This window comes from Mesorhizobium sp. P3_A8 (genome assembly GCF_056402995.1).
Genome location: NZ_JBFUGI010000007.1, coordinates 39,670 through 54,093, shown reverse-complemented (window position 1 = coordinate 54,093; position 14,424 = coordinate 39,670). Strand labels below are relative to the sequence as shown.

At 64.6% G+C, this 14,424-nt stretch carries 15 protein-coding genes; 9 read left to right on the top strand and 6 right to left on the bottom strand.

Annotated features, from left to right (window positions below):
- The first annotated feature begins 19 nt into the window (after positions 1-19).
- The 6 genes from zwf (at position 20) to AC1DX4_RS17680 (ending at position 5,766) form a co-directional block, all read left to right on the top strand.
- Positions 20-1,396 carry a glucose-6-phosphate dehydrogenase gene (zwf, locus tag AC1DX4_RS17705; protein WP_477221527.1) on the top strand — a complete coding sequence of 459 codons (1,377 nt, stop codon included), beginning with the start codon at positions 20-22 and terminating at the stop codon, positions 1,394-1,396.
- A gap of 14 nt (positions 1,397-1,410) precedes the next feature.
- A complete protein-coding gene (locus AC1DX4_RS17700) occupies positions 1,411-2,115 on the top strand; it encodes an ROK family protein (protein ID WP_477221811.1) in 705 nt (234 codons plus the stop codon).
- A gap of 213 nt (positions 2,116-2,328) precedes the next feature.
- On the top strand, positions 2,329-2,787 hold the full coding sequence (locus AC1DX4_RS17695) for a Ros/MucR family transcriptional regulator (RefSeq protein WP_477221526.1): 459 nt from the start codon (positions 2,329-2,331) through the stop codon (positions 2,785-2,787).
- A gap of 125 nt (positions 2,788-2,912) precedes the next feature.
- Complete coding sequence (locus AC1DX4_RS17690; protein ID WP_477221525.1) at positions 2,913-4,013, top strand: aminotransferase class I/II-fold pyridoxal phosphate-dependent enzyme; 1,101 nt, start codon at positions 2,913-2,915, stop codon at positions 4,011-4,013.
- A 161-nt stretch (positions 4,014-4,174) separates the two neighbouring features.
- Positions 4,175-5,413 carry an MFS transporter gene (locus AC1DX4_RS17685; RefSeq protein WP_477221524.1) on the top strand — a complete coding sequence of 413 codons (1,239 nt, stop codon included), beginning with the start codon at positions 4,175-4,177 and terminating at the stop codon, positions 5,411-5,413.
- A gap of 44 nt (positions 5,414-5,457) precedes the next feature.
- Entirely contained in the window at positions 5,458-5,766 is a 309-nt protein-coding gene (locus tag AC1DX4_RS17680; protein WP_477221523.1) for an NIPSNAP family protein, read from the top strand.
- A gap of 41 nt (positions 5,767-5,807) precedes the next feature.
- On the opposite strand, the gene AC1DX4_RS17675 is transcribed toward AC1DX4_RS17680, so the two are convergent.
- The 6 genes from AC1DX4_RS17675 to hemC form a co-directional block, all read right to left on the bottom strand.
- Entirely contained in the window at positions 5,808-6,524 is a 717-nt protein-coding gene (locus AC1DX4_RS17675; RefSeq protein ID WP_477221522.1) for a glutamine amidotransferase, read from the bottom strand.
- Positions 6,525-6,542: 18 nt separating this feature from the next.
- Positions 6,543-7,022, bottom strand: a complete 480-nt coding sequence (locus AC1DX4_RS17670) for a tellurite resistance TerB family protein (RefSeq protein WP_477221521.1) — start codon at positions 7,020-7,022, stop codon at positions 6,543-6,545.
- 37 nt (positions 7,023-7,059) lie between these two features.
- Positions 7,060-8,661, bottom strand: coding sequence for a heme biosynthesis HemY N-terminal domain-containing protein (locus AC1DX4_RS17665; RefSeq protein ID WP_477221520.1), 1,602 nt, complete (start codon positions 8,659-8,661; stop codon positions 7,060-7,062).
- Positions 8,662-8,671: 10 nt separating this feature from the next.
- Positions 8,672-10,132 carry a COG4223 family protein gene (locus AC1DX4_RS17660; RefSeq protein ID WP_477221519.1) on the bottom strand — a complete coding sequence of 487 codons (1,461 nt, stop codon included), beginning with the start codon at positions 10,130-10,132 and terminating at the stop codon, positions 8,672-8,674.
- A 111-nt stretch (positions 10,133-10,243) separates the two neighbouring features.
- Positions 10,244-10,960, bottom strand: a complete 717-nt coding sequence (locus AC1DX4_RS17655; RefSeq protein WP_477221518.1) for a uroporphyrinogen-III synthase — start codon at positions 10,958-10,960, stop codon at positions 10,244-10,246.
- Positions 10,961-10,962: 2 nt separating this feature from the next.
- Positions 10,963-11,889, bottom strand: coding sequence for a hydroxymethylbilane synthase (gene hemC, locus AC1DX4_RS17650; protein ID WP_477221517.1), 927 nt, complete (start codon positions 11,887-11,889; stop codon positions 10,963-10,965).
- A 100-nt stretch (positions 11,890-11,989) separates the two neighbouring features.
- Between hemC and tsaD the strand changes: the two genes are divergently transcribed.
- The 3 genes from tsaD to AC1DX4_RS17635 are packed head-to-tail and all read left to right on the top strand — an operon-like array spanning position 11,990 to position 14,420.
- The gene (gene tsaD / locus AC1DX4_RS17645; protein ID WP_477221810.1) at positions 11,990-13,075 is read left to right on the top strand and encodes a tRNA (adenosine(37)-N6)-threonylcarbamoyltransferase complex transferase subunit TsaD; all 1,086 of its coding nucleotides are present in this window, start codon (positions 11,990-11,992) and stop codon (positions 13,073-13,075) included.
- On the top strand, positions 13,072-14,088 hold the full coding sequence (locus tag AC1DX4_RS17640; RefSeq protein ID WP_477221516.1) for an NAD(P)H-dependent glycerol-3-phosphate dehydrogenase: 1,017 nt from the start codon (positions 13,072-13,074) through the stop codon (positions 14,086-14,088). The genes tsaD and AC1DX4_RS17640 overlap by 4 nt, the downstream gene beginning before the upstream one ends.
- Before the next feature lie 35 nt (positions 14,089-14,123).
- Complete coding sequence (locus tag AC1DX4_RS17635; protein ID WP_027042903.1) at positions 14,124-14,420, top strand: YciI-like protein; 297 nt, start codon at positions 14,124-14,126, stop codon at positions 14,418-14,420.
- The last annotated feature ends 4 nt before the right edge of the window (positions 14,421-14,424 follow it).

The following is a 14,424-nucleotide window of genomic DNA, read 5'->3' as shown; positions in this document are numbered from 1 at the left end:
CACAGCGGGAGACGCACGCATGAGCCAGGAACGGTCCGATACGCTGGTGCTCTTCGGGGCGACCGGCGACCTCGCCCACAAGAAGATATTTCCGGCGCTTTACCAGATGGTCGCCAAGGGCACGCTCACCGAACCGGTGATCGGCGTCGCCTTCGATGCCTGGGATTTGAAGCAGTTGCAGGACCGCGCCCGCGACGGCATCGTCCATGCGCTCAGCGCCATCGACGAGACGGTGTTCGCCAAATTCGCCTCGCTGCTGCGCTATGTCAGCGGCGACTATCGCGATGGGGCCACGTTCGAGAAGCTGAAGACCGCGCTCGGCAGTGCCCAGCGGCCGCTGCACTACATGGCGGTGCCGCCGACCATGTTCGAGACTGTCGTGCAAGGATTGGAGCAGTCGGGCACCGCACATGGCGCGCGGCTGATGGTGGAAAAGCCCTTCGGCCATGATTTGCAGTCGGCGCGCTGGCTGAACAGGGTGCTGCATCTGGTATTCGACGAACAGTCGATCTTCCGCATCGACCATTATCTCGGCAAGGAAGCGATCCAGAATCTGCTCTATTTCCGCTTCGCCAATTCTTTCCTCGAGCCGATCTGGAACCGCAATTACGTCGAGAGCGTGCAGATCACCATGGCCGAGGATTTCGGCGTCGAGGGCCGCGGTAAATTTTATGACGATGTCGGCTGCATCCGGGACGTCATCGAGAACCACCTGCTCAACATCCTGTTGCTGCTGGCCATGGAGCCGCCGGTCGGTCGCTCGGCCGACGATTTGATCGACGAGAAGGTGCAAGTGCTGCGGGCAATCCGCACCTTGACCAGGGACGACGTCGTGCGCGGCCAGTTCACCGGCTATCTCGCCGAGCCCGGCGTTAAGCCGAACTCGCCGGTCGAGACCTTCGCGGCGGTGCGCTTCTTCGTCGACACCTGGCGCTGGCAGGACGTGCCGTTCTTCATCCGCGCCGGCAAGAACATGCCGGTGCATGTCACCGAGGTGGTGGTGCGGCTGAAGCGGCCGCCGCTCGACGTCTTCGATCCGATCAAGCCCGCCGACCAGAATTACGTGCGCTTCCGCATCGATCCGCAGGTGGTGATCGCCATCGGCGCCCAGCGCAAGGCGCCCGGCGACGACATGGTCGGCGAGCAGGTGGAACTCACCGCGCTCGACGACAGCAAGAGCGATATGCCGCCTTACGAACGGCTGATTGGCGACGCCATGAATGGCAATGGCCAGTTGTTCACCCGCCAGGACGCGGCAGAGCTCGCCTGGCGCATTGTCGGGCCAGTGCTTGGCGACACCACGCCGCCGCATCTCTACGAGCCGAAAACATGGGGGCCGGCGGACGCCATGGCCGGCTTCGGGCCGCCCAATGGCTGGATCGATCCGGTAGCATGAGCGGAGGGGACGCGATGGCCAAGGCGGTCAAGCAGACAGCATCCGACACCGAGCAGATCGTGCTGGCGATCGATATTGGCGGCTCGCACGTCAAGATCCTGACCAGCAACGGTGGCGCCGAGCGCCGGGCCGATTCCGGCCCTGACCTCACGCCGCAGCAGATGATCGCTACGGTGAAGAAACTCGCCGAAGGCTTGTCCTATGACGTCATCTCGATGGGCTATCCCGGCCCGGTGCGTCAGAACAAGCCCGTGCTCGACCCGATGAACCTCGGCAAGGGTTGGGCCGGCTTCGATTTCGCCGCGCAGTTCGGCAAGCCGGTCAAGCTGGTCAATGATGCATTGATGCAGGCCATCGGCAGTTATGAAGGCGGGCGCATGCTGTTCCTCGGCCTCGGAACCGGCCTCGGCGCGGCGATGATCGCCGACCATGTCGGCCTGCCCATGGAACTCGCCCACCTGCCTTACAAGAAGACCAAGAGCTTCGAGGATTATGTCGGTGAGCGCGGCCTGGAACGGCGCGGCAAGAAGAAATGGCGCGAATCTGTCTTCGACGTCGTCAACCGGCTGCGCGCCGCCCTGCAGCCAGACTATGTCGTCATTGGCGGCGGCAATGTCGACAAGCTCGACGAATTGCCGGCCGACTCCAGGCGCGGTGACAACACACGTGCCTTCGAAGGCGGATTTCGTCTGTGGCGAGACAAGGCCCTGATCGTCTGATATTATTACAGTTTAGTATAGTCGTTCAAAATAACGTGTGACGCCGCGCTTAATCATTGCGTTGTGCAGATTTGCCGACTAGGAATTTCGCGCACCGCCCGGCGTGCTCCACTGGATACGCTTGAAGACGCTTCAGCATTTTTTGATTTTGCGCCCTGACCTTTCGAAAACGATCCCGATTTTCGAGGCCGCGCGCCATAGACGGAGGAATCATTGACCGACGATAGCAACGACGCTCGCATCGACCTTCTCGAGCTGACCGCCCACATCGTATCCGCTTACGTTGAAAAGAACCGCCTGCCCGTCTCCGGCCTGGCCGACCTCATCGCCAGCGTCGCCACCTCGATCGGCGGCCTCGGCAAGCCGGCCGTGCCGGTGGCAGCACCCCTGGTTCCCGCGGTCAACCCGAAGAAGTCGGTGACGCCGGACTTCATCATCTGCCTCGAAGACGGCAAGAAATTCAAATCGCTGAAGCGCCATCTCGGCGTGCATTTCAACCTGACCCCGGACGCCTACCGCGCCAAATGGGGCCTGCCGTCGGACTATCCGATGGTTGCCCCCAACTACGCCGCCTCGCGCTCGCAGCTGGCGAAGTCGATCGGCCTCGGCCGCAAGGCCGTCGAAGTGGTGCCCGTCAAGGCCAAGGGCCGCAAGGTCAAGGTTTCAGCCTGAGCAATTCAGTCCTGAGCCAATAGTTAGGACGACTGGAACAGAAGCCTGCCGGCGAAACTGCCTTGGCAGGCTTCCTGTTTTTGTGGCTTGGATAGACCAGACAAAAGGTGATCTGGGGGAAAGCCATGAACTACACCAGGATGGTGATCGAGAAAGATGCGCCGGAAGAATACGGTTATGACCGTATCCGCTACAATCTCTCCGAAAGTTCGATCGCCGACCAGAAACTCTCCGACATCGGCTTGTCGCTGCCAGATCTGACGCTCTTCTATGGCGAGCATCGCGGCGACAAGGAATTGCGTGCGCTGATCGCGGCGCAGGATGCCGGCGTTTCGCCCGGTGATGTCCTGGTCACCGCCGGGGCCGCAGGCGCGCTGTTCATCATCTCGACCTCGCTTTTGTCGGCCAGCGATCATCTCGTCGTCATCAGGCCCAACTACGCCACCAACATCGAAACGCCGCGGGCGATCGGCTGCGCCATCAGCTTCGTCGACCTCGCCTTTGAGGACGGCTTTGCCATCGATGTCGAGCGCGTCAAGGCGGCGATGCAGCCGAACACGAAACTGATCAGCGTTACCTGCCCGCACAACCCGACCGGCACGATGATGAGCCGCGCCAATCTCGACGCACTGGTGGCGCTCGCGGAAAGCAGCAACTGCCATCTGCTGGTCGACGAGACCTATCGCGACCTCTCCTATGGCAGGCGCCTGCCGTCGGCGGCCTCGCTGAGCAAGAAGGCGATCAGCGTTTCATCGCTGTCCAAGGCCTTCGGCATACCCGGCATCCGCATCGGCTGGCTGATCACCACGGATGCGGTTCTTCAGGAGACATTCCTCGCCGCCAAGGAGCAGATCGGCATCTGCGGCAGTGTCATCGATGAAGGCATCGCGCGCGGCATGCTGGAGCGCCGGGATGCCTTCTTGGGCGTGCTGCTGCCCGAAATGGCCAATCGCCGCGACATCGTCCAGGCCTGGATCGACCGCGAACCGCTGGTCGACTGGATCAGGCCCGAAGGCGGTGTCGTCGGCTTCCCGCGCCTCAATGTCGAACCCGGTTTCGACCTCAACCGGTTCTATGTCGATCTGCTGGAAAACCACGGCACCTATGTCGGGCCCGGCCACTGGTTCGAAATGGAAAAACGCTTCTTCCGCGTCGGCTTCGGCTGGCCGACGGAAGCCGAATTGCGGGGCGGGCTCGACGCCATTTCGGCCGCGCTGAGACAGTAACTTCCTTGTGCGATCGAAGGAACAGGCTGAAAATCCCTTGATCCAGGCCTGATTTTAACGCACATCCCGCCGCGAACTTTGTTAGACGTTCTATTGGTCGGACCAGCGCCCATCCGGGAAGTGCCCCGCCGGCCAATGCACTCGCAACGGGGCCTCTCTCCATGACATCAGTACAAATATCGCCGGAGCAGCGTTACGCCGCCTTCCGGCACAAAGCCTTCCTCAGCTACTGGACGGCGCGTTTCCTCACCACTTTCGCCACCATGATCGTGTCCGTCGCGGTCGGCTGGCAGATCTATGATCTGACGCGCGATCCCTTCGATCTCGGCATTGTCGGCATCGTCCAGTTCCTGCCGTCGCTGCTGCTGGTGCTGGTCACCGGCGTCGTCGCCGACCGCTTCGGCCGACGCCTGATCATGGCGCTGGCAACGGTGGTCGAGGCAGCCTGTGCGCTCGTTCTCCTGTACTTCACACTGCGCGGCCTCGTCAGTCCGCTGCCGATCTTCGTCGTTCTAGCGCTGTTCGGCATGGCGCGCGCCTTCTACGGACCGGCCTCGTCGTCGCTGTTCGCCAATCTCGTGCCGCCGGAGGATTTCGGCAATGCGATTGCCTGGAACTCGTCCGCCTGGCAGACGGCGACCATCGTTGGGCCCGTCGCCGGCGGCCTGCTCTACGGTGTTTCGCCGGAGGCCGCATATGCCGTCGCCGCTGTGCTGATGCTGGTGGCCGGCCTGCTGATCTTCACCATTCCCAAGCCCGCCCAGCAGACCGCCACCGACAAGCCGACGATGGAGACGCTGTTTGCCGGCTTCCGCTATATCTGGAGCGAGAAGATCGTGCTGGGCGCCATCTCGCTCGATCTCTTCGCCGTTCTCCTGTCCGGCGCCTCGGCGCTGCTGCCGGTCTATGCGCGCGATATTCTTGAACTCGGCCCCTGGGGCCTCGGCCTGCTGCGCTCGGCGCCCGGCATCGGCGCCATCTGCGTTGCGGTCTGGCTGGCCGGGCACCCGCTTCGCGACAATGCCGGCAAGATCATGCTCGGCTTCGTCGCGGCATTCGGCGCCTGCACCGTATTGTTCGGCCTGTCGACGATCACATGGTTGTCGATCGTCGCATTGGCCCTCCTCGGCGCCACCGACATGTTCAGCGTTTATATCAGGGAAACGCTGATCCAGCTGTGGACGCCGGACGAGGTGCGCGGCCGCGTCAACGCCGTCAACCAGGTTTTCGTCGGCGCCTCCAACGAAGTCGGCGAATTCCGCGCCGGCACCATGGCGGCGCTGATCGGCACCGTGCCAGCCGTGGTGATCGGCGGCGTCGGCGCCATCGCGGTTGCCGGGCTGTGGGCGTATCTGTTCCCACAATTGCGTAGAGTTCGCCATCTCAACTCGCGAAACTGACGCTGACGGTCAGCAAGCTACATCACCCTGTCACAGGAATTCCCATGATCACCTGTTACCTGAAATATGTCATCGACCCTTACAAGCTTGCCGAGTTTGAAGACTATGGCCGTCGCTGGATCGGTCTGGTCAATCGCCTGGGCGGAAACCACCATGGCTATTTCCTTCCGAGCGAAGGAGCGAACAATATCGCCTATGCCATGTTCAGCTTTCCGAGCCTTGCCGATTACGAGGAGTATCGCAAGCGGATGGCTGCCGACCCGGAATGCCAGGAGGTGTTCGAAACGGAAAAGCGCAATCGCAGCATTCTCAGCTATGAGCGCAGCTTCCTGCGGCCGGTGCTCGAACCCTAGAGAGACGCGAAACGGCTTCTCCTTCCGGAATTGTGATGAAGCTATCGCACCGCCGGCGTCCCAAACACCATCCGCAAAAACTCGTCCAGCCAGCGCTTCAGATGCATGTCCCAGATCAGCCGGCCGCCGAGATGGTCGCGGCCGGGCTGCGCGCCCGGCAATTCGAAGCGATGCTCGCCGCGCACCACCCAGCGCTGCATCATCACCCTTGTCAGTTCGCCATGGAACTGGATGCCCCAGGCATTGTCGCCGTAGCGGAAGGCTTGGTTGGGATAGGTATCGGCCGTCGCCAGCAGCGTCGCGTCCCTCGGCAATGAAAAGCCTTCGCGGTGGAACTGGTAGACCATATCTGGCCAGTGCATCAGTTTCCTGCCGGCCTCGGTCGCCTTGAGCGGATACCAGCCGATCTCGACCAGCCCTTCGCCGTGACCCTCGACCTTGCCGCCGAGATGGTTGACCAGCATCTGCGCGCCGAGGCAGATGCCAAGGCATGGACGGTTTTCCCTGAGCGGAATTTCCAGCCAGTTGGTCTCGCGGCGGACGAACTCGTCGTCGTCATTGGCGCTCATCGGCCCGCCGAACACCACCGTGCCGGCATGGCCATCCAGCGTCTCCGGCAAGGCGTCGCCGAGCGGCGGCCGGCGGATGTCGAGCTCAAACCCCTCTTCGAGCAGCATATGGCCGACGCGTCCGGGGCTTGAATTCTCCTGATGCAGCACGACCAGGATTTTGGGCTTCGAACTCGTTTGGCGCGGCATCGGTAGGCGAGATCCCGTCTATTCGTCGCTCGACGTTCCACGGGCACCCGGCGCCTGCGCCGCCGCCTTGCGGCGCGCCTCGACCCGGTCGTGACGCTCGACGCCGATCAGCTCGGCAACGCGCCACACCGTATTGTCCTCGAGCTCGTGCAGCTCGCCATCGGCATAGACGATCTCCCACATCAGGCCGATGAAGGCCTTGCGCCCGTCCGCGTCGAGGTGGCGCTTGAGCACGCTGGTGAAGGCATAGAGATCGATCGCCTCATTGTCGGCACGCTCACCGGCGGCGGCGAGCGCTTCGAGTTCGGCGCCGCTGATCGAGTAGCTCTCGGAGAGCACCGCCTTGAACCGCTCCCACTCGACATCCTGGCGCACGCCGTCGGCGTTCATCACATGGTAGAGCAGCGCCGAGGCTGCGACGCGCGGATCGTCCGTGCTGGCATGCGCGCTGGACGCGGCCGGCAAATCCCTGAGAAACGACAGAACGCGTTCGAACATCAATCCATTCCCAAACGGCCCCATGGCCGGCCCAAAATCAAAACAGCCGGAACCGGCGCGGCGACTTTTCCGCTTCCTCGTCCGGATCGACGCCCGGGTCGTCCGGCAAGCGCGCCAGTTCTTCCGCCGGCTCCACCGCCTCGGCATCGGCCGGCACCGCCGCAAACGCGGCCGCCGTGACCGGCGTGACCTGGTCTTCGCTTCTATCGGTTCCCTTGCCCGTTGCCTCGCTGCCCGCCGTGGCATGATCGATCGCGTCGATCGGCTTTTCCGACACCGGTCTAGCCGGCGCTTCGATAGCTACAACTGCGGCGTCAGGCGCATCGTCACGGCTGTCGATCAACTGGCCAAGCCGTTCCATCGGCGCACGCCATTCGAAAGCGTCCAGCCGTCCGCTGACCGGCGATACCGGCGCCCAGCGCTCCGACACCACGCCATCGGCCACCCAGGCCGGATCGCGCGGCGCCCGCACAGCCTTGGACAGCAGCTGCCGCACCTTGCCCTGGTCGCCGGTCTCGGCCTCCTCGATATCGGCCAGCAGCAAATAGGCACCCTCGCGGCGGTCCATCCGGATAGCCGCCTCAGCCTCGCGCCGGGCGGTCGAAAGATCCTGGGCGTCGAGCGCGGCACGCGCCACCGTCATCGACGATTCGGCGTGGTTCTTCTTCATCTCCTGCAGCTTCTTGGCTCTGTTGAGCCGGTCGAGCACGGCATCGCCCGGCCTTGCATGGGTATAGAGCTCAGCGATCTCCGGATGCGGCTCGGCCTTCCATGCGGCCTCGAGGATCTTCGAGCCCTTGCGCACATCGTTCTGCTTGAACAGCGCGGCGGCGGCGGCAACGGCGGCAGGCGCGAAATCCGGCTGCAGCTTGTTCGCCTCCAGCGCCGCTGTCCTGGCGGCCGTGGGATCGCTGCCGGCGAGCGCCTGCGCCTTGGCGGTCAACAGCACGGCGCGGCGGCGGTTGGCGGCATCGCGTTCGATCTGCCGCGTCGATTTCTGCGCATCGACGAGTTTCAGCGCGCCGTCCCAATCGCCGCGCGCGGTCAGCTCTTCCAGCGTCGATTCGGCAGCCCAGGCCAGTTGCGGCGCCACGGCGGCGGCACGGCCGGCATAGTGCCTGGCGGCGTTGCGGTCGCCCAGACGTTCGGCTTCGAGATAGAGCCCGCGCAGGCCGAGCAGCCGCATTTCGGGATCGTCGAGCATGCTCTCGAACTTTTGCCGCGCGCCTTCATGGTCGCCTTCGAGCAGCGACGCCTGCGCTTCGAGCAGGTGGATCAGCGGCTCCTGGTCGGAACGGATCAGCTTGGCAGCTTCCTTGGTCTTCTTGCGGGCCAGCGCGCCGTCACCGGCGCCGGCGGCGATCATGCCGGTCGACAGCGCCTGATAGCCACGGTCGCGGCGGCGCACGCGGAAATAGCGCGAGATGGTGTAAGGGCTGTTCCACAGCGACTTGACCAGCCACCACAGGATCATCACCGCGGCAACGACGGTGACAACGGCCACCGCAGCCACCATCAGGCTGACCTGGTACTGATAGCCATTGAAGGTGACGACCATGTCGCCCGGCCGGTCGGCCAGCCAGGCAAAGCCCAGCCCGAGCGCGAAGACGACGATGAGGAAGGCGAGCAGGCGGATCATATTGTTGCCCTCATGCCTTCATCGCGCCGGAGATCAGTGCGTCGACCTGGGTTTCGACCTCGATGCGCGCCTTCAGTTTGCCGGCAAAGTCGGCGCCTGCCGCCTTCACCGCTTCGGGCAGCTTGTCATATTCGCTGAGCGCCTTGGCATAGTCGCCCTGCGTGACCGCCACCTCCATGCGCGCCACAGTTTCCGGCGCGCCAGGACCTTCGACGGCGCCGATCGGCCGGACCTTGACCAGCGATTCGGCGCTCGACATCAGGTTCTGCAGGAAGCCGGCATTCTGATCGACCGGCGTTGCGGCAGCGACCATGGCATTGGCGGCGGCATCCATTTGCGAGGCGATCTCGGTACGGGTGGGCACGCCCTTTTCGGCATAGGGCCGCAAGGTCGCGATCTCAGGTGCATTGGGTGAAATCGCAGCCAGCGTATCGAGTTCCGCCGAGAACGGCGCGCCGCGTTCGAGCGCCGACTTCAAAGCCGACGCGGCGATGGCGAGCGCGATCTTCGGCTGTCCTGCCGCCGCCTCGACCTTGCCGGAAAGCTGCGACACCGATTGTTCCAGCGCGGTGAGCCGACCATCCTGCGCCTTCGCCGCCTCGCCTGTCGATTTCACCAGCGCATCGAGGTCGGCCAGCTTTTCGTTGAGCGGGCCAAGATCGACCGGGGCCGCGCTGCCGGCCTTGCCGAGGGCGGCGACCGCGGTTTCGATCTGCTTGACCTTGTCGCCAAGGGCGGCAAGCCCGGCATTGTCGCCGGCGCCACCTTGTCCTACCGCCGATTTCAGCGCCGCTATATCGGCCTTTACCTGCTCCAGGCCCGAGGAAAGCCCGACCACCTTGGCCTCTGCATCATTGTTGCCGCCGCCCTCCTTCAGGCCGGCGATGTCGCTCTTCAGCGACGCAATCTCGCCATTGACGCCATCGAGCGACACGCCCGAACCGGAACCCGGTGCGCCGAGCAGACCGGCAAATTGCAGGCCGCCGGCGCCGACCAGCGCGATGACACCACCGATAATGCCGGCGGCAATGCCGTTGAGGCCGCCACGCTTTGCCGGAGGCGGCGCCATCTTTTCGTCCCGCGTCTGAGTTTTCGCCTTGCTGTCGTCGGTGCGCTTCGCCGATGCATCCTCGAAATTGTAATCGGAGGCCTTGGCGCGGCTGGGGGGCGCATCTGAACCGGGATAGGGCAGCTCCGGCTCAGCGGCTTTGGCCGCCGCGGATGTGTTTGCTTCGGGCGACACCGCGGCGGCATCGGCATGCTCCCAAGGCTCAAGATCGGCTTGGTCGGCATGCACCGGCTCTTCAGGTATCTCGGCTTGAGAAGTGGTCTCTACCAGCGCTTCTTCGGCGCCAGGCTCCGGCTTGGCGGCATCCTCGTCGACGATGCGCGAAACAGCACCGGGTTCGAGATCGATGGTCACCGGCTCGCGGCGGCTTTTCGAGTGTCGCATCTTCGGCGTCTTGACCATGCCGGGGCTCCGCAAAAATTCGCTTCGTCTCAACGCCTGGCGGCGCGTGATGGTTCAGAAAGGGTCTAGCACATCACCAAGCGGTGAAAAGGGGCGGTGTGATGACGCGGCTCAGGGCAGCACCCGCAAAAGTGCCAGCAGCGCCTCCTCGTCGGGCTGTGCGGCAATGCCGATTGCTTTGCCGGCACTCTCGTCGAAAGCAGCGGCGATGCGGGCGGAAAGCGCGAAAACCCGTGTTTTTTCAAAGGTCGCCTGCAGAGCCGGACGTTTGGCCAAGGCTTGCATCGCGGCCGCCGCCTTGGCCGAATAGAGCAGCATCGCATCGACCGGTTGGTCGGACAGCAGTGCAAGGATGGCCTCGTCGGAATAAGGCACCGGGAGTGTGTCATATGTCTCCACGGCGGAGACCTGGACACCAACCGCTTCCAGCCTCTGCTCAAACACCGGAAACCGCACGCGCCCGCAGAGATAGACGATTGCCTTGCCGGGAAGCGCGGACGCAATGCTGCCGGCCAGCGTCTCGGCATCGCCAGAACCTTCAATGACCGACAAAAAGCCCATCTTGCGCGCCGCTTCGGCGGTTCTCGCGCCCACGGCATGGCAAGGCAGAGCAGCAAGCGCCGCGATCACCTCTTTTGACGCATGGCGCACCGCATTGGCACTGGTGACAGCAACGGCGACAGCCTCATCTGGAATAAGCCCGGCATCGACCGGCAGCGCCACCGTTTCGGTAAGCGGCAGGAGAATCGGCTGGAATCCCATGTCCTGAAGCCGCCGCGCCGTGCGCGACGCGCCCGGTTCCGGTCTGGTCACCAGGACGCGAAGCATCTTCAGAGCCAGCCGTCGAAGAATTTTTCGCCGGCCTTGGCCCGCACCGTCCGCGCCGCCTCGTCGCCGATGCGGGCGGCATCCTGTGCCGGCCCCTGAAGCTCGACCGTGTGCGACTGCGTGCCATCGGGCGAGATGATCAGGCCGGCGAAAGAGAGCTTTCCGGCCTCGATCGCCGCATAGCCGGCGATCGGCGTGCGGCAGGAGCCGTCGAGTGCGGCCAGGAAGGCGCGCTCGCAAGCCAGCGCCTGTCCGGTCGGCACGTCATGGATCGCCACCAGCATCTTTTCGACATCGCGGTCGCCGATGCGGGTCTCGATGCCGATCGCGCCTTGTCCGGGTGCCGGCGGAAAGATGTCGAGCGGCATCAAATCGGTGGCGACATGCTCCAGCCCCAGCCGCTTCAGCCCGGCATAGGCGAGGATGGTGCCGGCGGCGATCCCTTCGTCCAGCTTGCGCAGTCGCGTCTGCACATTGCCGCGGAACATCACCACGTCGAGATCCGGCCGCATCCGGCGGATCAGCGCCTGCCGCCTGAGCGAAGACGAGCCGATTTTTGTCCCGTGCGGCAATTCGGCGATCGTCTTCACCGCCTTGCCGACAAAGGCATCGCGCGCATCCTCGCGCGGCAGGAAGGCGGAAAGCTCCAGGCCGTCGGGCAGCTGCGTCGACATGTCCTTCGACGAATGCACGGCGATGTCGATCCCGCCGGCGAGCAGCGCTTCCTCGATCTCCTTGGTGAACAGGCCCTTGCCGCCGGCTTCCGACAGCGGTCGGTCCTGGATGCGGTCGCCGCTGGTCGAGATGACGACGACCTCGAACGCTTCCGCCGGCAGGCCATGCGCGGCCATCAGCCGCGCCTGTGTTTCGTGCGCCTGCGCCAATGCCAGCGGGCTGCCGCGTGTTCCGATTTTCAAGGTTGTTTGCATGGCGCGCCGTCCGTGATAACCCCCGGCAAGCGAGGCGTTCGGGGCTTTCTCCTAAAGGGGAAAGCTTCGCGATACAATCTTCGGGAATAGCGACGAATTGATCCGCGTTCTGGGTATTGAGACGAGTTGTGACGAGACCGCCGCCAGCGTCGTGGCGTTGGAGGGCGATGCCGCGCCAAGAATCCTGTCCAACGTCGTGCTTTCCCAGATCGAGGAACATGCCGCCTTCGGCGGTGTCGTGCCGGAGATCGCCGCGCGTGCCCATGTCGAGGCGCTGGACGGCATCATCGAGGCGGCACTCGCCGATTCGGGCACAGAACTTGCCGATATCGATGCGATCGCCGCCACCGCCGGGCCAGGTCTGGTCGGCGGCCTGATCGTCGGGCTGATGACGGCCAAGGCGATTGCCGCGGCGGCCGGCAAGCCGCTGATCGCCATCAACCACCTCGAAGGCCATGCCTTGACCGCAAGGCTGACCGACGGGCTCGATTTCCCCTATCTGCTGCTGCTGGTCTCCGGCGGCCACACGCAGATCCTGGCCGTGCGCGGCGTCGGCGACTATCAGCGCTGGGCCACCACCATCGACGACGCGCTCGGCGAAGCCTTCGACAAGACCGCCAAGATGCTCGGCCTGCCCTATCCCGGCGGGCCGAATGTCGAGAACGCGGCACAGACGGGCAATGCCACGCGCTTCGCCTTCCCGCGCCCCATGAAAGGCTCGGCTCAGCCCGATTTCTCCTTCTCCGGTTTGAAGACCGCCGTGCGCCAGGCAGCAACGGCGATCGAGCCGCTGAGCGACCAGGATGTCGCCGACATCTGCGCCTCATTCCAGGCGGCGGTCGCCGATGCGCTGGCCGACCGCGTTTCACGCGCGCTGGCACGATTCAGCCAGACATTCCCCGGCACGAAAAAGCCCGCGCTGGTGGTTGCCGGCGGCGTCGCCGCCAACCGCACCATCAAGGCAACGCTGGAACGGCTCTGCACCGACGCCGGTTTCACCTTCGTCGCGCCGCCGCTGAAACTTTGCACCGACAATGCGGCGATGATCGCCTGGGCCGGCATCGAGCGGTTGCGTGAAGGCATGGCGCAGGAGAACGGCTTCGATTTCGTGCCGCGCTCGCGCTGGCCGCTGGACAGCATCTCGGCGCCGATGGTCGGCTCCGGCCGGCGCGGAGCCAAGGCATGACCGGTCTAGCCAAGAACACCCCAGACAAAAGCGGCTGGCGCGTCACCGTGCTCGGCGGCGGTGCCTGGGGCACGGCGCTGGCGCTGGCCATGCTGCGCGCCGGCCATGCGGTGCGGTTGTTCGCGCGCGACCCGGAAACCGTTGCCGCGATCGGCCGTGGCGAGAACCCGCGCTATCTGCCCGGCATTGCGATTGCGCCCGGCATCGAGGCGACATCAGACATTAAGGCAGCGCTCGCGGGCGCCGATTGCGTGCTGGCGGTGACCCCGGCGCAGTCCTTGCGGGCGACGCTAACAGCCGCGAAAGACCATATGCCTCCTGGCATCCCGCTTGTCCTTTGCGCCAAGGGCATCGAGCGCGACACTGGCGCCTTGCTGTCGGCAATCGCTAGGGAGATCCTGCCGCAAAATCCGATCGCCGCGCTGTCCGGCCCGAGCTTCGCCACCGATGTTGCCCGGGGCTTGCCGACAGCGGTCGTGGTCGCCGCCGGCGACGAGGCGCTTGCCGCCGACCTTGCCGCCCGCTTTTCCGCGGAGAACCTGCGCTGCTATTCGAGCGACGACCTGATCGGCGTCGAAATCGGCGGCGCCTTGAAGAATGTCTTTGCCATTGCCGCGGGTGCCGTCACCGGCGCCGGGCTCGGCGCCAGCGCCCAGGCCGCCATGGTGACGCGCGGCTTTGTCGAGCTGCGCCGCATCGGTGCCGCCTTCGGCGCCAGGCCCGAGACCTTGATGGGGCTTTCCGGCCTCGGCGACCTTTTATTGACCTGCTCGTCGGCGCAATCGCGCAATTTCGCTTATGGGCTGGCGCTCGGGCAAGGCAAGGCGCTTGCCGGACTGCCGCTGGCCGAGGGCGTGCCGACGGCGGCGATCGCCGCCCGCATCGCAGCCGAGCGCGGCATCGATGCGCCGATCATCGCCGCCGTGGCAGCCATACTGGACGGCACCATCACCATCCGCCAGGCCGTGACCGCCTTGATGACCCGGCCGCTGAAAACCGAAACCAACGATTGATCCGCAATCTCAATCCCAAGACCAGGAGAAAGACGATGCTGTTTGCTTTTGTTTGCAAGGACAAGCCCGGAAGCCTGCAGGTGCGCCTCGACACGCGGCCCGTGCATGTCGCCTTCCTCGAAGGACTGAATGCAGAGAAGAAACTGGCCTTCGCCGGCCCCTTCCTCGATGCCGATGGCAAGCCCAATGGCAGCCTGGTGGTCGTCGAGGCGCCTGACCTGGCGGCGGCGCAGGCCCTGTCGGCCGCTGACCCCTATGCCAAGGCCGGCCTGTTCGAAAGCGTCGAAATCCGCCAGTGGAACTGGACGTTCAACAAGCCGGCGGCTAGTTAATTTC